The 25,446-nt window shown below is 68.3% G+C and carries 13 protein-coding genes and 2 pseudogenes; 10 read left to right on the top strand and 5 right to left on the bottom strand.

Features of this window, described 5'->3' with window-relative positions; translation table 11 throughout:
* Window positions 1-304 precede the first annotated feature (304 nt).
* From ABT123_RS16670 to ABT123_RS16695, 6 genes are read left to right on the top strand one after another with little or no spacing between them, the layout of a single operon-like run.
* Window positions 305-3,124 (top strand): DUF6603 domain-containing protein, encoded by a 2,820-nt coding sequence (locus ABT123_RS16670; protein ID WP_351314315.1) that lies wholly within the window; start codon window positions 305-307, stop codon window positions 3,122-3,124.
* Window positions 3,124-5,298 carry a hypothetical protein gene (locus tag ABT123_RS16675; RefSeq protein WP_351314318.1) on the top strand — a complete coding sequence of 725 codons (2,175 nt, stop codon included), beginning with the start codon at window positions 3,124-3,126 and terminating at the stop codon, window positions 5,296-5,298. Before ABT123_RS16670 ends, ABT123_RS16675 begins: the two co-directional genes overlap by 1 nt.
* Before the next feature lie 3 nt (window positions 5,299-5,301).
* Window positions 5,302-8,727 (top strand): hypothetical protein, encoded by a 3,426-nt coding sequence (locus ABT123_RS16680; protein WP_351314321.1) that lies wholly within the window; start codon window positions 5,302-5,304, stop codon window positions 8,725-8,727.
* 53 nt (window positions 8,728-8,780) lie between these two features.
* Window positions 8,781-9,641, top strand: coding sequence for a hypothetical protein (locus tag ABT123_RS16685; RefSeq protein ID WP_351314323.1), 861 nt, complete (start codon window positions 8,781-8,783; stop codon window positions 9,639-9,641).
* Window positions 9,641-11,404, top strand: coding sequence for a hypothetical protein (locus tag ABT123_RS16690; protein WP_351314326.1), 1,764 nt, complete (start codon window positions 9,641-9,643; stop codon window positions 11,402-11,404). Before ABT123_RS16685 ends, ABT123_RS16690 begins: the two co-directional genes overlap by 1 nt.
* Before the next feature lie 52 nt (window positions 11,405-11,456).
* Window positions 11,457-13,190 (top strand): hypothetical protein, encoded by a 1,734-nt coding sequence (locus tag ABT123_RS16695; RefSeq protein ID WP_351314329.1) that lies wholly within the window; start codon window positions 11,457-11,459, stop codon window positions 13,188-13,190.
* 343 nt (window positions 13,191-13,533) lie between these two features.
* On the opposite strand, the gene ABT123_RS16700 is transcribed toward ABT123_RS16695, so the two are convergent.
* On the bottom strand, window positions 13,534-15,180 hold the full coding sequence (locus tag ABT123_RS16700; protein WP_351314332.1) for a hypothetical protein: 1,647 nt from the start codon (window positions 15,178-15,180) through the stop codon (window positions 13,534-13,536).
* A gap of 196 nt (window positions 15,181-15,376) precedes the next feature.
* Window positions 15,377-15,544: pseudogene (locus ABT123_RS16705) on the bottom strand (pirin); the annotation flags it as partial.
* A 120-nt stretch (window positions 15,545-15,664) separates the two neighbouring features.
* On the opposite strand from ABT123_RS16705, the gene ABT123_RS16710 reads away from it, so the two are divergent.
* Window positions 15,665-16,792 (top strand): tyrosine-type recombinase/integrase, encoded by a 1,128-nt coding sequence (locus ABT123_RS16710; protein WP_502970976.1) that lies wholly within the window; start codon window positions 15,665-15,667, stop codon window positions 16,790-16,792.
* Window positions 16,793-16,896: 104 nt separating this feature from the next.
* On the top strand, window positions 16,897-17,268 hold the full coding sequence (locus ABT123_RS16715; RefSeq protein ID WP_351314338.1) for a hypothetical protein: 372 nt from the start codon (window positions 16,897-16,899) through the stop codon (window positions 17,266-17,268).
* Between the two features lie 881 nt (window positions 17,269-18,149).
* On the opposite strand, the gene ABT123_RS16720 is transcribed toward ABT123_RS16715, so the two are convergent.
* The 3 genes and pseudogenes from ABT123_RS16720 to ABT123_RS16730 all read right to left on the bottom strand — a co-directional run bounded on the left by ABT123_RS16720 (window position 18,150) and on the right by ABT123_RS16730 (window position 23,169).
* On the bottom strand, window positions 18,150-22,154 hold the full coding sequence (locus tag ABT123_RS16720) for an NACHT domain-containing protein (RefSeq protein WP_351314379.1): 4,005 nt from the start codon (window positions 22,152-22,154) through the stop codon (window positions 18,150-18,152).
* Window positions 22,155-22,202: 48 nt separating this feature from the next.
* Window positions 22,203-22,814: pseudogene (locus tag ABT123_RS16725) on the bottom strand (S1 family peptidase); the annotation flags it as partial.
* Window positions 22,783-23,169 carry a CU044_2847 family protein gene (locus ABT123_RS16730; RefSeq protein WP_351314341.1) on the bottom strand — a complete coding sequence of 129 codons (387 nt, stop codon included), beginning with the start codon at window positions 23,167-23,169 and terminating at the stop codon, window positions 22,783-22,785. The gene ABT123_RS16730 and the pseudogene ABT123_RS16725, both read right to left, overlap by 32 nt.
* Window positions 23,170-23,831: 662 nt before the next feature.
* On the opposite strand from ABT123_RS16730, the gene ABT123_RS16735 reads away from it, so the two are divergent.
* The gene (locus ABT123_RS16735; protein ID WP_351314382.1) at window positions 23,832-24,155 is read left to right on the top strand and encodes a tyrosine-type recombinase/integrase; all 324 of its coding nucleotides are present in this window, start codon (window positions 23,832-23,834) and stop codon (window positions 24,153-24,155) included.
* 128 nt (window positions 24,156-24,283) lie between these two features.
* Window positions 24,284-25,177: a hypothetical protein gene (locus tag ABT123_RS16740; protein WP_351314344.1), complete on the top strand. Its 894-nt coding sequence runs from the start codon at window positions 24,284-24,286 to the stop codon at window positions 25,175-25,177.
* Window positions 25,178-25,446: the final 269 nt, after the last annotated feature.

A 25,446-nucleotide genomic window follows, 5' to 3' on the forward strand; every position in this document is an offset into this window, starting at 1 on the left:
CGTACGGAAAAGCGACGCCGATTTCACCGGGTCGCGCGCATTCGTCCATGACATGCTCCGCGCGCACCTGGGCTCGACGCCCGCCTCCGACCGTCACCAGTAGCCATCCTTGTAGCGACCACGCGAGACGCGAACACGAAAAGTAGCAATCCGGCCACCCCAGGTGACCATCCGTCCGATTCGCACCTTTTCTCGGCGGGGTGCCAACCCTAAGATCGCGCCAGGCGGCCACCAGTACGTACGCGCCTGCCGTTGAGGGAATCCGTGAACGGGCTGTCGGCCACGTACGAGGAGATTCGCCACCATGCACGAAAGTGACTTGCGCAAGGCACTGGAAGGCGAGGTCGCGGAACTACGCGTCCTCACGCTGCGCGATCTGGGGCCCGCCGATGGTGCGGTCCCCCTGTTCCCGGGCGGCACGCTCCAGCTGGCACACGACGACGGGGACGTGGCGGGGCTTCGAGTTCGGGGGCGGGCCCCGATCGCCATCGGCTCCGAACCAGCCTACGTGCGGGCGGAGTTCGGGTGCGCCGACGGGGAGGTCTCCGGGACCGCCCTCGCCATCACGCTCCCCGGGACGGGGGTATGCGTAAGCGAGGTCGCCCGGCTGTACGGGTACGAGCTGCCCGAGCTGCCCGCGCCGCCAGTGACGGGGCTGACGTTCCGTGGGGACGCCGCCGGATTCACGCTGGCGCTGGACGGTCTCGCCGGAGACGGCGGCATCCTGGACCGGGACGGCGCGCAGGTGCTGGTGGTGCCCGTCCCGGGCGGTCATGTCCTGGCCACCCGGACCGACCTGACCGCACACCAGGTCAGCAACCTGGGCGTGCCGGTGGCGGTCGCGCTGCCCGCCGGGGTGTGGCTCGCCCTGCCGGACGGGACGGTGGTGCCGGTCAGCGCGCCCCGCACCGTGGTCCCCGACCACTCCGGTGGCACGGACGGGCTGGGCCGCCCGAGGACGGCCGCCACCCGAGTTCCGTACGCGCAGCACCCCTATCCGGGACTGTCGCCGCGTACCCGCGCCGTGCCCACCGCGGACGGCTTCGTGGTGCTCAACGCGCCGAAGTTCGGTGGTCCGGGCGTGAGTTTCATCCCCGGCGGGCCGCTGGACGGTTATCACGGCATCGAGGTCGTCTACGACAAAAGCCCGTTGTCGGTGAAGGGCGCGCTGCAGGTACAGCCCGCCCAGTCCCCGTACCGCGCAGTGGTCGGCGGCTTGCTGACCTTCGCGTTCGGGGGCGGCGCCCCGGGCAGTCGCGGCCTGTACGGCATGGGCACGGGGGCGGTGGTCTTCCCGCAGGACGCCGGCACCCGGCCCTCGTTCTTCGCCTTCGCCTCGCTCGGTGCCGAACCGGGGCTGGGGATCCCGGCGTTCCGGCTCACCGGTGTCGCGGCCGGCTTCGGCTGGAACAGCCATCTGCGCACACCTGGACTCGGCGACCTGACCACCTTTCCGTTCCTCCAGGCGCTCCACGACCCCTCGGCCATCGGCGGGGACGACACCAATCCAGTGGCCATTCTGAACACCTTGATCGGTGGCCCCAGCCCGTGGATCACTCCCCGGCAGGGTGGGTTGTGGATGACCGCCGGCCTTGCCTTCACCGTCGGCGAGCTGATCGACGGCACCGCAATGGCGGTGCTCCAGACCGGGACGGACCTCACGATCGGGCTGCTGGGCACGGCCGGGACATCGTTCCCCAAGGCCGGCGACAAGAAGTACGCCCGGATCGAGGCCGGGCTCCAGCTGGTCATCAAGCCGAACTCCGGTGAACTGACCGTCGGCACCTCCCTCAACCCCAGTTCGTATCTCATCGACGAGGACTGCAAGCTGCGCGGCGGCGTCGGCCTGACGCTCTGGTACGGAAACCACCCCAACCGCGGGGACTTCGTCTTCAGCGCGGGCGGCTACCACGAGAGCTACCACGCCCCCGCGCACTATCCCCGGCTGCCCAGGATCGGCTTCGACTGGTCGCTCGGCGGCAAGGTCACCGTCTCCGGAAACGCCTACTTCGCGCTCACCCCGCGTGCAGCGATGGCGGGTGGCAGCCTCGATGTGCGCTACGCGTCGGGGATCATCAAGGCATGGTGCACCGCCAAGGTCGACGCACTCATCGAATGGAAACCGTTCTACATCGATGTCGGCCTGTCGCTGTCGATCGGCGTCGAAGGCTCGGTCAAGGTGCTCTTCGTACGGATCACCGTACGCATCGAGGTCGGCGTGTCGCTGCGGATCTGGGGTCCGCCGACCGGGGGCGAGGCCCGGGTGAAGGTGTGGTTCGTCTCCTTCACCATCAACTTCGGCCATGCCGCGCGTGGCCAGGGGGACAAGACCCTGGACTGGCCCGGCACCCGCGCGATGCTGCCCGAACCGGGGGCCCGAGCGCGGCTGCGGCCCGGTGACGGCCTGATCTCCGAGGGCACCCCGGACAACCCGCACCAGGGCGACTGGCTGGTCAAGGCGTCCGGGTTCACCTTCGGCACCGATACGCAGGTGCCCCTGAGCCGGATCGAACTCGAAGCGACCGGGAACGACGTGGTCTTCGCGGGGCCGGGCTTCGGCATCCATCCGATGCGCGTGACCGGCCTCACCACCGTCCAGCGCATCCGGGTGACCCTGGAGGGCGAGACGGTCGACCTGGCCCGCTGGAAGGCGACGCCGCAGTACACCGCCCTGCCGCCGCAGCTGTGGGACGACACGGGCGATCCCGAGCACGGGAGCGGGCAGGAGAGGCATCTGACGGGAGTCACCCTGACCTCGCCCGATGTCGACTACGGCCACTCGACCGGGTACATCGGCGAGGACACCTTCAAGTTCGACCCCGTCTACCCGCAGGGCAAAGTCCCGATCAAGGCCACCGATGTGCCGCTGACACCGGCCCCGACCCGGCCCGGCGGGGTCGTCGGGCGGATCGCCGGCACCGTGGACACCGCCGCCGCGTGCGCCGCCCGCACCAAGGTGCATTCACTGATGGGTGCGCTCGGCCTCGACACAGGGGGCGCCAAGGCCGAGCTTCCCGGCTATGCCCACGGCGTGACCGGCTACTTCACCGCCGAACCGCTGCTGGTGCCCGCAGGCACCACCCGCGCCACCAGCACCCCGAACGCCCCTGAGGGAGACAACTGATGGCAGGCCCCGGACACCGCACCCGGTTCTTCGACCACCGGCTGCCTCCGCTGTACTCCGGACGACACACCGTCACCGTCGACCACACCGTCAGCGGCTCCGACAAGGTCGGCAACGATCTGCTGCCGGACCTGGAGCAGGTCTTCGCGGTGCGCCAGCCGCGCTTCCAGTTGCTGCCGGAGGACGTCACCGCCTGCTATCCGCCGCCCGGCGCGGAGGGCGAGTACGGCATGCTGCTCCCGCACATCACCCTCACCCGGCCCGGCTTCCCCTGGATGCATCTGCTGCGCGGCGCCAAGGCCGGCGCCCCCTGGCTGGCGCTGCTGGTCTTCCGGGCGGACGAGCTCCCCGAGGACCCGCAGGCCGTGGGCCAGGTGACGGTCTCGACGGCCGCCGACTTCGCGGCGGGCCGGGCCGGAGCGGGCCGCCCGCCGACCTTCGACCCACCGTTGTACGACGACGAGAAGGAGCTGACCGTCACCAGCGTCCTGGTACCGGCAGCGCTCTTCACGGCCCTGTGCCCCACCACGTACGAACTGGGCATGCTCGCGCACATCCGCGAGGGCGGCCCGCCGGACGCCACCCGCAGGGTCGGTGAGGACCCGCCGCCGGACGAGAACGACATCAAGGCCGTGGTGGTGTCCAGCCGATTCCCGGACGCGGGCGGCCTGCACGTCGCCCACCTGGTCTCCCTCGACGGCTTCGAGGACTATCTCGACGGCAAGGTCCCGCCGCCCGCCGAAGGGCTGCGGCTGGTGTCGCTGCACTCGTGGGCGTTCACCTCGATCGACGACGGCAAAATGGGCTTCGCCGAGTACGCCCAGCCCCTGGCTGCCGATCCGGACCCGCTGCTTCGTCACCCCGGGCTGCCGACGACCTCCGATGTGCCGCTCGCCCTGGACCTGTTGCGCCAGGGCGGCACCGTGCTCCCGCAGAGCCTGGAGTCCGGGGAGCCGACCGTCGGGTTCTACCGGGGCCCGCTGACGGCCGCCCCCGCCCATCGGCTGCCGCAGGGCACGGGCGTCCGCCTGAAGTCGGCGGGCGAGGGGCTGGTGTACATGGAGGAGCTGGGCGCGTACGACACCGGGTACGCGGTCGCGTTCAGCCTGGGTCGCGGGCTCGCCCTGGCCGACGCCGAGTTCCGCAGCGCACTCGTGGCGTTCCGCAAGGCGGCGCGGCGGGCCGCCCGCAGACTGCTGGCCTTCCCCGAACTGGCCGCGCTCGGTGAACGGGACGCTGCCGCCGGGATCGACACCCGCCTCGTACGGCGTTCCTTCGACCGGCTGCTGGGCGACAACGGCCCACTGGCCACCGCACTCACCCGGCCGGGCGCCGAGGTGAAGGCCGAGGGCAGGCGGCCCACGGCACGGACCGCGACCGTCGCCCCGATGAGCGTCGACCGGCTGCGCACCGCCGTCGCCGATGCCTCGACCCGTTCGGTGCTGGCAGCGGCCGTGCGGGCCGAGCTGACGCCGGTCCAGACGTGGCTGACCCGGCTGACCCGGCTGGAGATGGTGCCGTTCGGATATCTCGTACCGGACGAGCAGCAGCTGCCGCAGGAGTCGGTGCGGTTCTTCCACGTCGACACCGGCTGGATCCAGGCGGCCGTCGACGGGGCGCTGAGCGTCGGGGAGGGACACGCGCTGGACGCCGACCTCAACGACCTGGCACGGGAGCTACGGGGCATTCCGCAGCTCGCCTCCGGGGTGCTGATCCACTCCGAGCTACTGGCCAACTGGCCCGAGGCCATTCTCACCGCGTTCGGCCAGGACCGCGAGATCGCGCCCGTCCAGCAGCGGAATCTCGGCGACGACCTCCGTCTGCTGTTGTATCCGCAGGTGATCGACCGGTTCACGCTCGTCGAGCCCGCGCAGGGCCTGCACTTCGGGCTGAGCTTCAACAACACCACGGAGCTGCGCTCCATCGTCGCCCCGGTGGGGCAGGCGCTCGGCGACTTCCCCGCCGACGGCAGCGGATACGGGCCGTTCCTACGGCCCGGCGGACACGATGTCCTCGACATCGAGCACCGGCTCGCACCGGCTCTGGCCGCCGCCCTGTCCGTGGGTGAACTCTCCTCCGCACAGTTCGCGCTCCAGGTCGTAAAGGCCCCGCTGGCCCAGGAGTTCACCATGAATCCGCAATTGTCGTCCGAGCCCACCGAAGGGACGCTGTAACCCATGGCGCTGAACGACACCCTGGTGGTGCCTGTCGAGGTCGCCGCGTTCGCGGTGAACCCCCAAGTGCGCGATACCGACGACTCGTACGTGATGCACCGCTGGGAGTCCAGCTTCCTCACCTTCGCCTCGCGCAATGACACGCCGGAGCCCCCGGCGTTCGAGGGCCTGGATGTCTGGCGGGACAAGCCGGAGCGGCTCGGCGCGTACGTGATGTGGCAGCTGCCGTCCGGCCTGGCCCACGGCCAGGAGACGGAAGACGGCATCAGTGACTTCCCGCTGGTCCCCAACCGCTGGCTGGTGACCCGCCGCTGGGACGGCGGCATCCGCAGCTGGCTGGTCGAAAGCGACCATCTCGGCGCCACGGGCACCGTCTCCTATCTCGACCCGCACACCACCACGGCCACCTCCACCAAAATCGGCCGCAAGCACGAGCTCACCGCCTCCTCGCCCTGGCGGGAGCCGACGGACCGCCGCGACCCCTTCCTCACCGCGCTCGGCCCCGGCCTGCTGACCTTCTCCGTCTACCAGCCGTACAACACCAACGTGCTCTCCATCCACGACACGCTGGAGGACGTGACCACTGACGCCCGGGTCAGCTACCGGGTGATCGGCTGGTACGCGCAGGAGGACAGCGACCCCCTGCGCGGCGAGGGCGAGTTCCGCGACCTCATGGCCGAGCTGGAATGGATTCTGCCGCCCGGCTACGGCACCCCCGGACGCTCGCTCTACGCGGGCAGCGTGCTCGGCGTCGACTGGCAGCCCAGCGGGCCCGTCCCCGCCCGAACCAACCCGCACCCCGAAGAGGTGGCCGTCGGCATCGGCAATTCCACCGCCGAGGCGTCCGCCGCGGTGGCGGACCAGTACGGCGGTACGGGCGCGCTGCACGCCGACGAGGCCCGACTGTACGAGGCGTTCGCCCTCGGCTGCCTCGAGCAGCTCGACCGTACGGACGGGGACCTGTTCCCGCCGCGGGCCGCGCACCGTTCCGGCTTCGGCCCGGTGCCGGGCGGCTTCGCCTGGCGCGTGGTGGACCGCGGGAACCCGGACGCCCTGCCCCCGCTCTCCGCCGCCGAGGCGGCCCGCGAACGGGCCGCAGAAGCGGACGTCGTCGCCGACCTCAACGCCACGCAGCGCGAACTGGACTCCCTCGAACGCGAGTTGCGGAGCGCTCAGGAGCACCTCTTCCACCTCTGGTCGCTGAACAAACTGCGCGACAAGCCCGCCTTCTTCACCGAGCAGATCGAATCCAAGCTCAACCCCGAGGTGGCGCGATCTCCCGCCCAGAAGGTCGCCGAGCTGACCGCCGAGGTCACCGCCAAGCGCGCCGACCTGCCCTGGTCGATGGACCAGGACGAGCTCCACGCCGAGGCGCTGCGGCACGCCGCCAAACACGGCATGCGCGCGTCCCGCGTTCTCCAGCGCGTCCCGCTCGCCCCGTACGAGGAGTCCAGCGACCCGGTCGTCCTGCTGCGCGGAGCCAAGCTCCACGCGCCCCTGGACCGGGACTCGCTCCTGCCCTGCCGCACCGAGGAACGCCTGGTCACAGCGGTCGGCCCGGTCACCGAACTGACGGTGGCCGCAGATGTCGCCCGGGTCAACACGGCCGGGCTGCCCGCCCTCGTCCCCCGGCTGCTGGCCGAGTTCTTCATCCTGGACCGGGCCCGCGCCCAGGGCCTGGACCTGGCGCAGGCCGAGGGCGCGCTGCCCGAATACGGAACGGCGGCATGGGTCCAGCCCTGGCAGCCGCTGTATCTGGCCTGGAAGGCGGACTACGTGGCCATCCCCTTCCAGGAGCCGGACGGCACCGAGAACTGGCGCTTCGACGGCACCCGCTACCGCTGGACGGGCAACGGAACCGTCACCCACCGCATTCCTGCCTCCGGCCGGCAGATCCTCACCCCCACCAGCGGGCACCAGTCGGAGGGCCGCCTCGCCGCATACGCCAACGGCCGCACGGACCTCGATCAGGACATGATCCGCTCCCTGCGTTCGCGGCTCCGTGAGACCGACGAGCTCTCGCAGCGCCTCGACGGGCTCTCCGCGCAGATCGGCCAGCGGATCATCGGCTCGGGGCTGCGGCCCGACGGGACGCTCGGCGCGCTGATCGCCGACGGCGACCAGGGCAAGCCCCGGCCGGGGAACTTTCCCGAGGAGGAGTGGGAGGACTGGGAGGCCAGCGACTTCCAGGAACTGCGCTCCGGGCAGCTGGAGTTCACCCGTCTCGCCGTCGTGGACCGGTTCGGCCGGGCCGTCAATCTCATCGACAACCCGCGCCACTTCGACTTCGCCAGGCCCGCGACGTTCGTGCCCGACGAGGAAGTCGGCGAGATCGAGCAGGACCGGTTCGCGCAGTTGGGCCCGCGGCTGCTCCAGCCCGGTAAGCTCGCCTTCCACTTCGTGGACGGGAAGACCGGCCGGGAGGTGGACGTCACCGCCGGAGCGAACCCGGTGTGCGCCTGGCTGATCCACAACCGGCTCGACCGGTCCATCGCGTGCTACGGGCCCGAGGGCACGGCGCTCGGTGACGTCCGGGTCGTCGTCGGCGCCGGCGGACAGCAGGTGGTCGACTGGAATCCGCTGCCGGGCTCGCCCGTCCCGGACTTCGCCGGCCTCGCAGACCTCTCCCCCCACGCCCACGGCTTCCTCGCCGGGGTGATCCGGCAGGGCCCCACCGGTTTCGACGCGCTGCGCCATCACCTGGACGCCTCGCTCGCCGGAATCGACCCGGACGGCCCGGACGACGCGAGCCTCGCCTACTTTTTCGGACGCCCGCTGGCCCTCGTACGGGCCGAACTGGGCCTGGAACTGTGCGGACCCGCCCGGAGGGACGTGCACTGGCAGACCATCTTCGACCAGCCGGAACCGAAGCTGGGGGGCTACGAGTGGCGCGTGCGGCTCGGCGAGGCCGCCCAGCTGGACGACGGCCTGGTCGGATATGTGCGCGGGGACGACTACGACCACATCGAGACCGCCCTGAATCCCGGCGAGGACGGCTATCTGCGGTGGATCGACACCGCGGAACGGCTGAAGCTGTCGTTCGACGGCCCCCGGGCGCAAGTGACGCTCCTGCTGGACGCGCGCGCCTCGGTGCACGCGACGACCGAGATCCTGCCGGTGGGTGAGGTGTTCGTGCCACAGGAGTTCACGGACGAGGCGGTCGCGGCCATGGCTGTGGCCTTCCGGGCGGGCCCGCTGCTCGCTCCCGTCGAGCCGGGTACCTCCGGCTCGGACACCGTGCTGGCCCCGCATCCGGCGACGGCCACCGGCACCTGGTCGTGGGCCGAGCGCGACGGCGACGCATGGCCCCGCTCGCCCATGTCGGCGCCGGACCCGGCGGTGTGGCCCCAGGGGGTCCGGCCCCGGATCCGCAGCGGATTCATGGTGCTGGACGACGCGGCGGGGGCGAGCCGCGACGGCGAGGGCTGACGCCCGTCACCCCGCCCCGTCCACCGTCCCCATACGTCACGAGGAACCTCACCATGACCGAGTACGTCCCGGCGGGCGCGCCACGCGCCGCCGAGAGCCGCATGGCCTTCCGACTGAACACCGTTCCCGAGCCGGTGCGGGTCTCGCCCGGAACCGGAGACACCGAGTACGCCAAGATCACCGCCGTCGGGTCGGTGACCGACGGCGAGAAGATCACCCTTACCGAGATCACCGTGAAGGTCCTGGCCGGGGCCGACTCCCCCCACTTCGCCTCCTCGCTCACCGGAGTGGAGCCCTCGGTCGACCGCTCCGGCTGGAGGTACACCGGAGTGCAGCAGTCCACCTTCTCCTTCATGCCGTCCTCCGGCGGTGAGTTGGTGGGACCCGGCACGAGCCTGACCGTCACCCTCGACCGCATCCCCGTCAACAAGGCGACCGGCTCGTCCCAGGTGACCGTCACCGCGTACTGGAACAACGAATCGGGCACCGGCAGGACCATCTTCGAGGTCGGCAAGTTCCCGCCCGGCTTCTCCCTGCGGGACTTCACCCCCTCGCGAGCCGTGGTGAACAACGGCGAGGACGTCGAGCTGCGCTGGCAGGCGTCCGACGGCGCGACCCTGCATCTGCTGCACGAGAACGTGCAGTACGACGTCACTGCGCGCAGCGAGTTCACCGTGCCCGATATGCGCCGTACGACCGTGTTCTATCTGCGCGGCAGCCACGGGGCGGCCGAGCTGACGCTGGGCACGATCGTCGGGGTCGCCGACCCGGACTTCGAGGTGAACAACCTGGTCGTCACGGGCGCTCTCCGTACCGACCGGCTGGAGAGCCACACTCTGGACCGGATCAGGATCGCGCCACCGATCGCGGAGAGCGCGGCAGCCGTGCCGGAGCCCACCGCCGAGGAGGTCTGATGTCACTCGTCCGCCACGTGACGGCTCCACCGTCGGGCCGGGCCAGCGCCGCCGACACCGATCCGCTCTACTTCGATCTCGCCGTCCACCCGGACCCACTGCGGGTCTCCCCGTCCAGCGGGGCCCCGGCCAAGGGCGACCTGATCGTGGTGGCCTCGCTGGCCGCCGAGGCACCCGTCGAATGCCGGTCGTTCACGATCACCCTGAAGGTCGGCGCCGGCGAGAACGACCTGTGCTCAAGCCTGACCGGCGTCACCGGGCGGATCAGCCTGGCGGGCTGGACGGGGACGGTGAACGCGTCGGCCGGCACCCTCACCTTCGCTCCCGGGCCCGGCGCCCCCGCGCAGACGGAGTTCGGGCCCGACACCGGTGTGACCTTCCAGGTGATGGGCCTGCCGGTCAACCAGCGCGTCGGACTCAGCCAGGTGGACATCAGCGCCTCCTGGCGCACGCCAGGCACGGCCGACTGGCAGTCGCAGACCACCGGCCTGGGGGTCGGCAAGTTCCCGCTCGGCTTCCATCTGCGGTCGTTCGTCGCCGAGCCGCAGAGCGTTCCGAAGGGCGGCTCGGTCACCCTTCGCTGGGACGCGAGTGCCGCCACCCACCTCACGCTGTACTACGACGGTGAGTCGTACCCCGTGACCGGGCAGTCCTCGGTCACCGTCCCCGACATGAGGCAGACGACCTTCTTCCATCTGCGGGCGGTCGCGCAGGAGGGCGCGGGCAGCGTGGAGCGCACGCTCACCGTGCTGGTGCAGGTCTCCGGCCCCGTGGAGTCGGTGGGCCGGGTGATCGTTCGCGGGACGTTGCAGGTGGGGGAGATCCGCCCGGCGGCCTCCCCCACCACCCCGCTCGTCTTCCCGCAGCGGCTGCCCGCACTCCCGGAAGCCCACCGTACCGACAAGTTCGGATGGCAGGACAGTCACTGGATCCGGAGCGCACTGCCGGTCGGCGCCCCGGCGCTGTACTCGCACACCACGGGACAGCCCGTGGAGTCCGAGCTCCACCCGTACGTAGAGCTGGTCTACCAGCCGCTCGGCGGATCGGACCTGGTGTGGTCGTCGTTCGACGGCTACGCGTGGACCCGCGTCGAGGAACCCGTCGGCCCGGGTGCCGATCCGTCCGTCGCGCTCATGGTCGACGTGCCGCCGCAGCTGCCCCTGCCCCTGCCCCTGCTCTGGACCGTTTATCGCGGCGGCGGGAACAACACCCAGGTGATGACCCGCCAGATGCGGTTGGACGGGCAATGGGGCGATCCCGTACCCGCTCCGGGTGGTGTCACGACCCGGTTCCGCCCCGCCCTGGCCGACCTGAACCGCGCTTCGCTGTTCCTCGCGGTCACCGACCGCACCGATATGCCTCCGCTGTACTGGAGGCGGCGTCATCACAACAACGAACTGGCCAGTTGGTCCGAGGGGGCCCGGATGTCCGGAGTCGCGGCCACCGGCGCTCCGGCGCTCGCGGCGTTCGACGGCCGGATGGTCTGCGTGTACCCCTCCAACGGCAGTCATCGGATGAACTACTACAACGGCTCCCAGTGGGTGGCGGGCGCGGCGCTGCCACCCGGGCCGGCGCCCGCGGGCCCGCCCTCGCTCGCGGTCCACGAAGGCCGGTTGTACTGCGTCTACCGCGATGTCTCCGGCCGCGCCCAGCTCATGAGTTACAACGGCACGGCATGGACCGGTCCGTCGCCGGCCTCCGACCGGATCTACTCCCACGACCCGGCTCTGGTGGCGACCGGGGGTCGGCTGTGGCTGTTCTGAACCGTACCCGCACCCGTCCCCGCAACCGCGTCCGCCGAGGAGGAGACCCGTCATGACCACCGACATCGCGGCACCCGATGCCGCTCCGGACGAAGCCTCATCGGCCGCCGCTTGGCCGGAAGCCGGCGTGGAACTGCTGTACACGCTGTCCACAGCGCCCTTCCCCGCCCAGGTGTCCCCGGCCTCCGGTGCGTACCGCCTGGCGGACTTGACCCTCGTCCTCACCCGCCGCGCCGCCCGCCCGATCGAGTGCGGCGGCATCACCGTCTCCGTGCCCGTCGGCACCGGCGCCACCGCGCTGGCCGCCCAGACCACCGGGATGACGGCCTCCACCAACCCGGCCGGGTGGGGCGCCACGGTCGCGGCCTCCGGGGCGGTGACGTTCACCCCGCCCGGCGGCCTCGCCGAGATCGACAAGGCGAACGGTCTCGCGCTGTCGATCGCCAAGGTCCCCGTCAACCGTGTCGAGGGGCGCGCCCAGCTGACCGTGACCGTGCGCTGGCGGGTCCCCGGCGACACCAGCGAGGACCCCTGGAGTACGGAGACCGTCAGGCTGCCCGTACCGAAGTTCCCACCCGCCTTCAGCCTGGGCGAACTGCGCGCAGACCCCCTGCGCGTCGCGTACGGCGGCAGTGTCGCCCTCAGCTGGCAGGCGGCGAACGGCACCTTTCGGCTGAGCTACGGCAAGGCGGACATCTCCGTCACCGACCGGGACGGCTTCACCGCCCACAACATCACCCAGGACACTCTCTTCCAACTGCACGGCACCTCCTCGTCCGGTTCCGGAGAGGCGGAGGCGGTGCGTTCGGTGTGGGTGACCGTCGCCGTGCCGGATGTCGTGGTCCCGACCCTGACCGCGACCCGGGGGGTCGTCACGGACCGGCTCGCGGCCCGCACCCACACCGTGCCGACGTTCACTGCGACCCGGCTGGAGCACCGGCCGGAACTGTCCATGCGGAGCTTCGACCCTCGGCAGCGCCGCTGGAGCGAGCCGGTCCGGCTGCCGTTCGGCCCTGCCGCCGCCGCGCCCGCGATCGCCGTCCGTGACGGGAAACTCCATCTCCTGTTCCGGCCTTACGACAGTGAGCAGTTGACATGGGCGGAGTACGGGGGCCGCAACTGGCGGACCCTGCCGAACTCCCCCGGTCCGGCCGCGGTGGCGCCGGTCGCGCTGACCGCCGCGGGCACCTCGCTCATCTGCGCCTACCAGGCCCCCGGCGGCGAGCAGTTCACCCGTACCAGCAGCGACGGAACGTCCTGGGGCGCGGCTTCGGCGATGGCCGCCCCCATGGGCGGCGGGGTCTCGCTCTGCTGGGACGGCACCGCTCTGCACGCGGTGCTGCGGAAGATGGTGATCGGCCTGGTCCCAGTCCATCATCGGCGCGACGCCCAGGGCGAGTGGCAGAGCGACGCCTCCGGTTCGCAGCTCTTGGTCCACACCCCCGAACTCGTCCTGTGGAACGGGAACCTGACGTGCTGTTTCCGTTCCCTCCACGGCCGTGTGTGGACACGGTCGCGCCCCAAGGACGGCCCGCCCAAGACCTGGACCGCGCAGAGGACGGAGGACGTGCGGGCCTCCAACAGCGTACGGCTCGCGGTCGCGGGGCCGACGCTGTACATGCTGTTCCCCGACTCCGAGGGCGTACTGCACCTGCGGTCCTCGGACGGCTCGACCTGGACGGCAGCGGCCCCGGTGGACGAGTACCGCACCCTGGAGACCCCCGCCCTGGCCTGGTACGGCGACCGCCTGATCGCCATCGGCCGAGGAGGCGCCTGCCGTCCGTGACCCCGCCGGGACGCCGCCTTCTTCCGCGACCTTCAAGCCTCCGGTCGGCTGGAGACGACCGCCCGCTCCTACGGGCTGGATCTGCTGCGCTGGTTCGACGCGAGGTGGACGGGCGAATCGTCGGCCGCCGGCCTCTGGACCAGGCGGCAACGCTCGTATCCGACATCAGCAGCGCCATGCTGACCACCGACGGCCTGCGATGTACTGGCTGGGCGATGCCGTCCGCCACTGGCAGCGGTTCGACGACGCGGCGGCCTCCTCGGTCCGGCCTTCCTGCGTGACGGGCGGCGGGTGATGCAACCTACCCTCGACCGCCCGTCGCGCAGCCTGCTTGGCAACCTGATCAGGAATCGGAGCGGAATGCCCCGTGGACGCGCAGGTCGCCGTTGATCGCTACCTTCCCGTCGTTCGTGTGCATGATCCAGTCGTTCCCGTTACGGACCGACAGATGGGCGCCGGCGTTCACCTTCCCCTGCAAGCGCGACTCACCTTGAACGCGCAGCATGCCGAGGGTGGTGAGGTCTCCGGTGACAGTGACCGTGTGGTTGGCCTTCACCTCGCCCTCGGCATCCAGGCGGCCGTGGACGATCAGCCGCGGCGGGCCGTCCTGCGTCTCCAGCACATTGTCGACGGTCAGCCCGCCCTGGAGGGTGAGACGTTCCTTGACCTGGGCCCGGTGGGTGACCAGGTCGTTCAGGTCTGCCTTGCCGGCCGCGACGGTCCCCCACTGGCGGCTCCCGGCGCCCTGGAACACGTTCATCCCGGAGGCCGGGAACTCGATCCATCCGTCGGCGGCCGTGCGGCCCTGCACCCACTTCGTGTTGATGCCGTTCAGGTCCGCCAGGTCGGCGGCGACGGTTCCCCAGTCCTGCTTTCCGTCCTTGCGGACGTTCACTCCCGACTGCGGGAACTCGACCCATCCCTTGCCCGAGTCTCGGTCCCCCACCCACTGGGTGTTGATGCCGTTCACGCTGATCTTGTCGGCCGTGACGGTTCCCAGGTCGCTTCCGCCGCCGCGGCCGACCCTGATCCCGTCGGACGGGAACCCGATCCACCCGGCATCGCTCTCGCGCCCCCGGACCCACGCCGCGGTCACGGTCTCGACGTCGGCCTTGGTGGCCGAGAGGGTGCCGAGGCCGCCCGCCGCGTCGCGGATCTGGGCGCCCTGCGGGGTGAAGACGATCCGGCCCTTGTCCGCCGTGCCCTCGACCCACGGGCTGTGGATACCGGTCGTCGCGGTGACGCTCTCGAACTCGGGGCTGCGCAGGTGGACGGTGGTGGTGAGGAAGTACCCGGGCTGCTGCCCGCCCGGGGAGGTGGCAATCAGGGTGTACGTGGCGTCCCGCTTCGGCTCCTGGCCCGCCGCGGGCGACCACTGCCAGCCGGTTGCGCCCTGCGTCGGCGTGACCGTCTCCGGAGGGCCGTCCGGACCCTGGATCCAGTACGTGAGGGTGTCGGGCCCGTCCCACCGCAGGACGACGTCCTGGCCTCCGGCCACCAGGGACTGCTGTGCACGGAAGTTGCTCGGCACCTTGGGCAGCTGCTTCAGCAGGCTCAGGGTCACGGGGTTCTTCTGCACCCTGGCGCCGTTCGCCGCCCGCTCCGTCACGCGCAGCAGTACCAGTCCCGACGCGCTGGAGACGGGGAAGCCGTCCAGGACCAGGGCCATGGAGCCGGCCTCCTGGAACAGCGTGTTCGGCTGGGCGGTCACGGTGAGGACACCCGTGGTGTCGTCCCAGGCGACGATCGGCTCCTCCCCCTTCTTCGTCGCGGTGTTCCGCTCGACCCGCGCGGTGATCGTCTTCGGATCCGCCGTCAGGTCACCGTCCGCCTGGCCGCAGGGCACCCGTATCTCTATGGAGTACCAGATCACCTCGTCCATGGTCGGATTCGAGACGACGATGTGGACCGACCCCTGGCGTTCCTCGCCTGCGACCGGCACCTGGAGCGGAGCCGGATCGGTGAGTACGTCGTAGTGCAGAGAAGCCATCGTTGAAGACCCCCTGTTCACGCTGTCCGAACGCTCGCCCCGACGGGCGCAGCCCCTCCAGGACAACACTTACCGGACAACCCGACACCCGGATCCGCCCCAACCGGCGCGAAACAGACGTTCACTGGCCGAATCGGGAATCTCCCAGCATTGGGTCAGCATTGGTATGGGCAAAGCTGACCCCAGCTGGCGCAGGTCAGCGCACCCGACCCCGTGCCTTCAGCGGCCCCGGCGGGAGTTGCGGAGCGGGGATCGGGGGGCCGTCGTAGCCCTTCACTTCGCCGAAGCGGGTGCCTTCCATCCAGTCCTGGCGGGCCTGGACGATCTCCTCGTTGCTGCGCCCGATCCAGTTCCAGAACGTAACACGAGATATCCGTCTTCGTGCAGGTCAGGAACGTATTGGACCCTTCGGCGTCAGCAAAAGGTCAGCATTGGCGCCCGAGGAGTCCCGCACCGCATGGCAACGAAGTCGCTCGCCCACGGCATGGGCACCTTCTACAAGGACTGCGAGCACCCACAGTCCCGCTGGTCGAAGTGCCCCCACGAGTACAAGATCCGTTACCGCAGTGCGGCTGGAAAGCAGACCGAAGAAGCCGGCTTCTCCACCCAGGAGAAGGCGATCGCCCGCCTTACCACGGTCTACCAGGAGAAGAAGGCAGCTCCCCGGAGCCAGAGCAAGGCCGAGCGCATCCAGAAGTACGGCGCGATGCAGTTCCGCGAGTACACCGCAGAGTGGAAGGCCGGCCAGCGCGACCTCGCTGAGTCCTCGCTCCGCACCCTGGAGTCGCTCCTCGAGCACCACATCCTCCCGACGCTCGGCAGCCGCCGGATGAGCACCTTCGACCACAAGGTCGTCGACGGCTTCATCCGCACCATGGAACGCAACGGCGCTGGCCTGGCCACCCAGTCCAACGCCTTCGACAAGGTGAAGTCCGTCCTCCTGGACGCGTACCGCCTCGGCATCTTCACAGAGAACCCCGTCCTGGGCGTGAAGCCCCCGCAGTACGACCCGGAGCGCGCGGTCATCCCCTCCCCCGCCCAGCTCCGCGACATACGCACCGCCGGTGACGACCGCTTCCTCCTGATCGCCGACCTCATGAGTGGCTGCGGCGTGCGCAACGGCGAGGCCTTTGCCGTCAACCTCAACAACCTCGTCGCCGGCGACGTCTACCGCATCACGGAGCAGGTCAACCAGACCACCAAGACCTACGGCCGCCTCAAACACCGCAAGCCCACCGACTACCGCGACGTCCCCCTCCCGGCCCGCGTCCGCGAGACGATCGAGTGGTACGCCGACAAACACGGCACTGTCGACGGCTACCTCCTCCGCCACCCCATGGACCCCACGAGGCCGTTCCTGGCCTACTACCTGCAGAACCAGTGGCAGCGCATCAAGCGCGCCGACCAGGTCGACGTCCCAGACGGCATGGTGATCTACAGCCTCCGCCACTTCTTCGCCTCGAACTGCCTCACCAACGGCATCCCCATCACCGACGTCGCCGAATGGATGGGCCACAAGAGCCTCGACATCACCTTCAAGATCTACCGCCACCTCATGCCGGGCTCCATCGGCAAAGCCGCCAAGATCCTGGACGTGGGCCTTGCCGCCTGAGACGTGACGGGTGGCGAACAAAATTCACCACTCTCAGGACGTCGACCAAGGCCGCAGGGTAGGTTGCTCGCGCGTTGCTTGTGGACACAGGGGGAGACGAACGCATGGGCGCTGCCGAGTATCTGGACATCGCAACGGGTGCCGCCGGGACACTTCTTGCCGGAGGAATCACTGCGACAGGCGCTGCCGCGGGTAGCCGAATCGCTCACCTCTTCCGTCGTGGCACAGCAGACGAACAGAGCACAGTGGTCGCCCTGATCGGCGACCCGATGGCCAGCTATGAGCAGCGGATCGAGCGCTTGGCCGCTCAGATCTATGCCCATCTCGTCTCCCACCCCGACGCACTCGTAGAGTTCGCCACCCTCGCCACTGCCGGCAGCAGCACCTACAACCAGCAGAACACCGGCTCAGGCACATTCATCGGCCGGGACCACGTCGGCGACTTGACTATCAATCACCACGGCACATCCCAGTGACCGAGAGAAGCCCAGACGAACCAGAGCACAAGAGCCAGCACAACAGCGGATCGGGGACTTTCGTAGGCCGGGACCTGATCGGCAACATCGTGAACATCATCCTCCCTCCACAACGGCGCCGACCCTCAACACCGCAGCTTGGTGGCCCTCCCCAGGGTGAAGCTCTCAGCGAAGATTACGCCGACATCGGCTTCACTGTCTTCACCCTTTCGCTCCTCGCATTCGTCTTGGCGGGAGGGATGATCATGCTTGCAACCGGGGAGTCGTACTCAGCAGATGGACGCCCTCCTGCAATCCCCGAACGCATCGCTCTGGGTCTCCTCTCCGTCTACGCCTTCTTCGCCTGCCTGGCAGCGCTGTTTGCCCGCCTCACGCAGGTTCTAGAGCTCTGGTCCGCACAGTGCGCCGATACCGCAGCACAATCGCGGAACCGGCTCCTAGCGCTTACACCAGCGCGGATGAGCAACGCGGCAGCACTCGGTGCTGCCGCTACTGCCTCCGTCTCAGCAGTTCTTGCCTCGTTCTACGGCTGGCGACCCTTCGGCCGGGAAGTCGCAGAGCGCGCACACCTGGCCCGCGACAACGCCGCACACCATGCTTTGAGAGCTCGTGCCGCTGCGAGCCGCACGCCAGACGGCTGACCCCGCCCGCTGGCCTCGGGAACGTATCCCATCTGGCCATGACCGCTACCACCCGATCGGCTGCCAACGGCACTGCCCCGAATGCCGCTTACACCGCGCCCTCGGCAGCCGTGCCCCAAGAGAGGCCGGCCCTGCATGCTGTCCACCATGATCCTAGTGGCGGGCTCGATCACCGGAGCGCTTCTTGGCGGGCTCCCTTTGACCGTCAAGGCGGACCCTCCAGCCACGACGCCGGAACGACTACGTGGACGCGGCACGAACGAGTGACGGGGCCTGTGCCGCCCACATCCGGGTGTCACGGGACAATCGCCGGTCACCCGCCATGGCGGCGAGGGCGTCCACGGTCTGGTCCGAGCACGCCAGATCCAATGTCAGCATGAGTAAGGCGGCCTCGAACCGGTGTGGCTCCGGCACGGAACTCTTCGACACAAGGGCGGCTACCACGGCGACTGCGAGTTCCACCGATCCGGCAGCAGCGAGTTCTCTGCTCACCTGAATCAGAAACAAGGCCGGCAGCGCGGAGTCCGCTGCCAACGCCCGAAGGGTGCCCAGCACGGTCTCCAGGTACTGCGGCCCAAAGCCGCGAAGCCTACGGGCCGCAAGGGCTCGCGTAGTCGGGTGTTCGGACGGAGAGCTAGCCAGGCTCGAAAGCAGCCTCGCCCCCTGCACTCCGGAACCCTTCCAGTCCAGAGTATGGATGAGATCGGCAGCAGCAATGCGGACACTTCCGTCTTCCCCTCCGCCTTCGTGAACATGTGAGGTCAGGCACGCGTGTATCACCTCATGCATGTCTGGCCCGAGGAAGGCGATGGTCTCCATCTGCTCGAACCACCCACGGCGATGGTGCCTGGAAGGGGCACCGACCAGACTGCTGAGGTCTTGGCCCAGCCGGGCACGTACGTCTGGGCCCAGTCGGGCCAGCGCGGCAGCGAAACTCCCAAGAAATGGCGAGTTCCCCTTGGCAGCCAATAGACAAGCGCGAAGGAGGGTCTCGGCCCGGTCCGTGGCGGCTGGACTGATTCGAGCAAGGCTGACAGCGAGTTCGATCAACTCTGCGGGCGGCAGTCGTGCTTCCAACGCATCCATCACCTGGATGGCAACTGCCTCGTATTCCTCGTCGTGGCCGACGTGCGCGATGAGTCGTGCCGCTGCCAGTCTCTCCTCATCGCTCGCTGCGGCGTTCGCTGTCACAGCGCTCGCCAACCGTGCTGCCTCCATTGGCTCACGGAGCGCGAGGACATCGACCAGAGCTAATTTCGCCCCCGAATCGCGGACACGGGCAGCGGCCCTCTTCACCATGCGAGAAGTTTCGTCCCGGTCCTCGCTCGTACCGCATGTGATGAGTTCATCAGCCGCGCGGCACCAGCTACGCAGAAAGCCGTCGAAGGCAGTGGGAGCGGCCTCTGTGAGATAGGCGACCGCATCTGCGTGATACTGCGTACCGATCCGCAGCATGGTGCTTGTCACCATGTACGGATCATCACCCCGAGTTCTCGAGAGCAGCTCAACAGCCAGTCCGCGGTTCAACCCCCGAACCGATGCAAGCACAGTGTTCCGGCACGTGTTCGGCAGGCGCGAGTCCAGCAAGATACGGCAGTGCTGTGCGATTACGACTTGATGCAGATCACCAACAGAGCGTATCGCCTGCTGCATTAGAGATCTGACGACGGAGGCGTTCCACGCAGCAATGGGTCCGGTAAGGAGCCTCAGGCCGGCCATCGCGTGTTCGCGAGTACTTCGAATCAGCAACGCCGCCATGACGGCACGCAGCGGACGGTCCAGCAGCAGGTTCGGCGGGTACTTCACCGAGTCATTCGAGAGTTCAGCAATGTATTTAAGGAGCGCCAAAACAGCATGGGCATGCGTCGAGCCTTCCGGAGCTGGCTCGGCGCAGAGCCACACCGCTACCTGCGCCCAGTTATAGTCCCAGTACCTGTCCCGTCGCGCATGCACCCCTTCGTTGGCCACCAGCGCAGCCGCCTCGGCGACGGCGATCGCGGCAACGTCCTCGGCTCCTGCATTGTCTCCCAGGCGTAGGAAAGCCTGTATGTCTGAGGGAACAGGACTGTGAAGGGAAGGCGCCCGCGCAGGAGTATCCAATCCACGGCCAACTTCGAGCGCTCCATGCGCATCGCCCCGCGCTTCCTCGAGGTCCATGCCGGCACCCGTGTCGCGGAGTTCCTCCGCTCCCTGCGTAGACGCTCCGCCCGGCGGACGGACATCTATGCCCGCCACACCTCCAGTCGGCCACACTATCGACATCGACCAATCCGTGCTCCCAGCCAGCTGCCGTGCCGCCATCTGCCGATGGAGAGGAAGCATCGACCCCCGCTCCTGGGCAAGAAGCCGAAACCCATCCACCGCAGCTTGGGTTTCCCCCGCCAACTGCATGCCCTGGGCAGCCCGAAGGCGTACGCGACCAGCAAGCTGCGGATCGTGGAGGAGGAGACGCATGATGTTCAACCCTAGAGAGCGATGGGGATCGCCAGAACGCAAGAGCGCCTGCGCGCATGCTTCTCGGAGTTGTTCAGGAAAGGCCTGGTCCGCCCCGGCTCTGTACAGGGTTCGCTGGAGGGGCCGGCTCAGGCTGCGGAGCACTCCCAACGCATTCACGGCCTGCTGAACGAATTGCGGTGCCCGGGCGGCTCTCCAGAGCCAGAACTCGAATGTCTCGGCCAAAGCCGCGTGCTGTCCGACAGTCGCTTCCACCCCCCGCGAGATCAGCACGGCCGCCAGCTCCCGTGCCGTGTCGCCACCCTCAAGTAGCCAGTCGATGAGTTCGGACGCGTCTCCGCTGAGCAGGGCACGGTGCAGGATCACGCGCTTTTGCGAGGCATCTCCATTAGTGCAGGCGAGGCTCAACGTCCGCCACCACGCGGCGTCCCGGCAATCGAATCGCGAAGGCAGCCGGCGGGCATCGAGGAGATCGCAGATGTGCTCCGCGAATGTGTGATGAGCGAATCTCAGTCCATCACCGTCCGGTATCAACAGGCCGGTCGACGTGAGTGTTGAACTGACGATCTCAGTCCAGTCCGCTGGCGGGAGCGGAGGCGTGATCCCTTGCGAGGCAAGCCACTTCATAGCCTCGACCAGCAGCGATTCGGTCCGCAGCGCTCTCGGCGCCAGATACTCGATCAATGCTACGCGAGACTCGACTAGGCGCCGGGCCAACTCCTCGCCCTGCGAGCGACCGACGAGCCGCACTTGAACGTCGTCCAGTAGCTGACGCGCACGCGAGTCGAATAGATGAGCGAAATACCGCTCGTACAAATCGAACCGGCTAGCCGGTAGAGGTTGCTCGGGATCTTCTTCGAAGACGATCGCTGCGACCGTGGCAAGGAGCGGGACCGAGGCCTCCTCTTCAAAGCTCGCAGCCGCCAGCTGAGCCAGAAAAGCATCGGCAAGTCTGGGGTCACGAGCAAACCAGGCATGGGCGAACTGTGCACGCTGATCATGGTGAAAGGGCTCGATGGCGTACTGGGTAAGCTCCTTCTCCTCTTCCCAGCGCTGACGTTCCGCCTGCGGAAGAGGACGGCTGGTGACGAGCACGTGGTACTCGCGTTCCTGCTCCATGAAAACTTGAAGGCGTTCGATCAAGTCAGAGCGGTCGGCCTGGGCGGTCACCTCGTCGAGTCCGTCTATGACCAATAGCCAGCGCCCTCCGTGTGGGGGGCGCTCAAGCAACTCCGGATCAAGGTCACGAGACAGGAACCGCGCAAGGCTTGACCGGAGCGCTTCGGACACAGCCGACAACAAGCGCATACCGGGGCGTGCCGCAATGTCTCGAGCAAGGACCCTTACCGGATATAGCGTTATGGCGCCACGTAGACCAGGCAATACCACCAGACGCGTAGCTAGCTGCAGCGTCAGTGTGGACTTCCCTGATCCCGCCTCACCGGACAAGAAGAGGTGCCGGTGCGTCGCCAGCGCATCCTCGATCGTCTTGGGCTTCAGCCTCTCCGATTCGGCCGCGACGACGGCGCGTGTGGGATCGGCCGCCAATGCGACGGATGCGATCTCGGATGCCGAGACTTGCTGCCGCACATAGACAGTGGCTGGGTCTCGGCCGTGAAGACCCACAGCACGGTACGGAAAGGCTCGTGCCGCAATTCGCTGGGCTTCGAGGAGGGCATTGGCGTCCTTCCCCAGGAACTGGGAGTGCCCAAGAACCTGCCTCAAACAGTGTTCGGAAATGCTGTCGGCCCGAATCGCGTAGCTCTGCCGCGCGACGTCAGCCGTACTCATCCGGCTGTACGGCATGGACTGGTGCGCGCTAACAAGCAGTCCAATCACAGCTTGGCGGTCTCGATCCCACAATGGACTTCCGCTGTAACCCGGTTGGACAGCATGACCAGTTGGTGAACCACCCAGGACCAACCACTCATCAGCGATGCCAGATACCTGTGCCCGTACCACGGAGGTTGGTTCACCGCTGCCGAACCATGTCCATGCCTCTTGGCCCAGCTTGGGCGTAGCAAGGCGTACTGAAGCCACAGTTCGAGGCGCGACATCTGCTAGATCAAGCAATGCGATGTCGCCACGCCATCGTCGGTCTGCGCCAGTGAGCACGTCTTCCGACTCCCGTAGGGAGCGTGCCGGCCACCACCCAGACACTCGGGCCTGCGTGCGCAGCCCGGGAGCTGCTGGGAACGCCACCGTCACCATGCTCGCATCGGGACATTCAACCGCGAACTGACCTCTACCTAAAGCCATGTTCACAACATGCGCGCAGGTGAGAATGCATGCTCGATCGCCCTCGCGATCGATAAGCACTCCGCCTCCGACCACAGCGCCGTCGGGATTCAGCAGCGAGACGAACGCGCTGCGCAGCGCATCATCGGCGGATACAGGGTGCAAGACTCCCTCCTCCGCTTCACTCAGAAGTGGGCGAGGGCACACCGTCATTCAGTCGCCAGGTGGCTGAGACACTGAAGCTGGCTTCTCCACCACTGACGACTGCCAGCTTCAACCCTGCGGTCAGTTTGATGCCGAACTCAACGGTCAGTTCCTCGGGAGCACGAGGCAGCCGCGTCACCTGGTCATGCAAGCCTTCGAGAACCGGCACTAGAGGCGCGAAGGCATCATTTAGGGTCTGGCCCGCCTGCTGCACGACTCGGGCTCCCAGGCCTACAGGTTCAACTGCAGCGCTACCGGGCAGCTGGAACTCTGCGTCGACGGTGCTCTTCGATTGGTCTGTCGGCCATACCTCGATGAGCACGGCAGTGCCATCCGGAAAGCTGAACTCGACAAAGTCAGACACGGTCCCCCCCACAACGCTTTTCGCAAGCCGCCGCTGTCAGGTGCTGGCTTCGAACCGCCATCCTGATCATGCGTCACCATACCCCGCGGCGACCGTGCCGGTCGTGCACTCGACCAGAGTGACAGAAGGTACTCACACCCTCCCAACAGCCGCACCAGCTTTCGGGAGTCCTCGTGGCGATGCCCCCTGCACTGATCACCCACCAGGATTCCGCCGAAGCGAGAGCGGCCTGGCAAGCCCTCGTTAGCGACGACGCCATGACACGACTCGCCCTCGCCCCGCGCGACGGCTACCAGGACAAGGCCGACCGGCTCGTACACGCCCTCCACCGCGACGTCTGGCGGTAGGTCGCCTTCCCCAGCACCGGCCCACAGGCAGCCGACCTCACCCAGGAGGTCTTCCTCCGCGCCATCCCCCCTCTTGCGCTTCGAGGGCCGTTCCTCCGCGCGCACCTGACTGCTATCGATTGCCCAACCCGCCGTCGTGGACAGCATCCGCCACTCCGCCGCCCGCACCAGGCTCTCGGACCGCGACGACTGGCAGACCACCGCTGAGTAGGCCCATCCGCAGGAGGTCCCCGGATTCGAGGACGGCATCGCCTTCGCCGAGCTCCTGGCAGCCATTCCCGGCAAGCGCCGTGAATCTTCGTCCTCACCCAGCTCCTGGGCCCGCCCTACAACGAGGCGGCCAAAGCCAATGGGTGTCCGATCGGCCCGGTCCGCTCCCGCGTCGCGCGCGCCCGCACCTCAAACCAGTGGCAGCGCATCAAGCGCGCCGGCGAAGTCGACGTCCCCGACGGCATGGTGATCTACAGCCTCCGCCACTTCTTCGCCTCGAACTGCCTCACCAACGGCATCCCCATCACCGACGTCGCCGAATGGATGGGCCACAAGAGCCTCGACATCACCTTCAAGATCTACCGCCACCTCATGCCCGGCTCCATCGGCAAAGCCGCCAAGATCCTGGACGTCGGCCTGGCGGCATGAAGTCTTGTTCGGGTCAGGCTGGGATGGAGAGCAGGCCACGCCGTCCAGGGGCCTGTCACCGCAGCGCCGGCAAGTAGATCACCAAGAAATCCCGGTGCGCACTGCCCCGGCGAGGACACACTGAGAGCATGGACGACCAGTGGCGATCCGGGTACCCCATCGATCAACGCACTGCACAGCAGCGCGCCAAGGCCTTCCAGGATCATGTCTCGCCCGACTTCGAGTACCAGGTAGGTCGGGTACTGGCGCGGTTCACAGGCGGGCGTGTCTGTCTCCAAGACGACGGCAGCACTCAGCAGATGCCGGATATCTCTCTTGAGTACGCAGACGGGCGCGTCGGCTTCGCTGAGGTGTGGATGGCCTTGGACAACAAGCACGCCGAAGTAGCAGGTGTCCTCAGCCGTGAACCTGACCTATCCGCCTCCGGCTTGAGCCGTGACTGGACCGTCCGTGTCAGTCGGGACTTCCGGCTCAAGAAGGACGGCCGGAGCTACCGGGGGTGGGTGCCCACGCTCCTGGCCGAGCTTGAGGCCGCGAGCCAGTTGTACGAGTTCGTGCCGACTCCCCACAACCTGGCCGTTCATCCCGGCCCCCTGGCGGATCGAGCCTCTGTTCTGGGCATCCGCGGTCTGGCCTCGCGCCCCGCTCAGCAAGACGGCGAAGGACTAGTCAGGTTCGTCCCGTGGGGGGCAGGTGGCTTTGCGATCGATGATTGGGATGCCTTCCACACGTGGGTTGATGCTGAGGTCAACGCCGACACCAGGCATATGCGGGGCAATCGGGACAAGCTAAGAAAAGCGGGTGGGGACGAGAGTCACGCCGTCATCGGCGTGACCATGACCACCCCGTGGCCGGCCCAGCGTGCGCTCGCGAGTGACAGTCGGCTTCCCTCAGAGGCGCCTCTGCTCCCGCAGGAGTTCACTCACCTCTGGCTCATCGGGGCCCAGGTATCCGACCGTTGTCTTGCGTGGTACCCGGATCTGGGTTGGTTCGATCCGACCAACCACTGGGCAACGGAGTAACCCGCGTCCGATGAGAAAAACGGCTTCGCCGTTCGGCTCTGAGAGAATGACCGACCGTGCGATCAGCGGCGCACGAGGGGGACCTGCCATGTCGGCCCCCGGCGACGACGTGCCGCGCCAGCGGGATTCAACATGGCGAGACCCTGCGATTCTGTCTACACGGGTACGGCTAGACCTGTTCCAGCCCGGCCGGCCCCAGAGGGCGCGTCTGCCCACTCCGCTGCATTCAGCCTCCTCCCTATAATGAAGAGCATGGGAATGGGGTCAGT

The organism is Streptomyces sp. NPDC002054, from assembly GCF_040296685.1.
GTDB lineage: Bacteria > Actinomycetota > Actinomycetes > Streptomycetales > Streptomycetaceae > Streptomyces.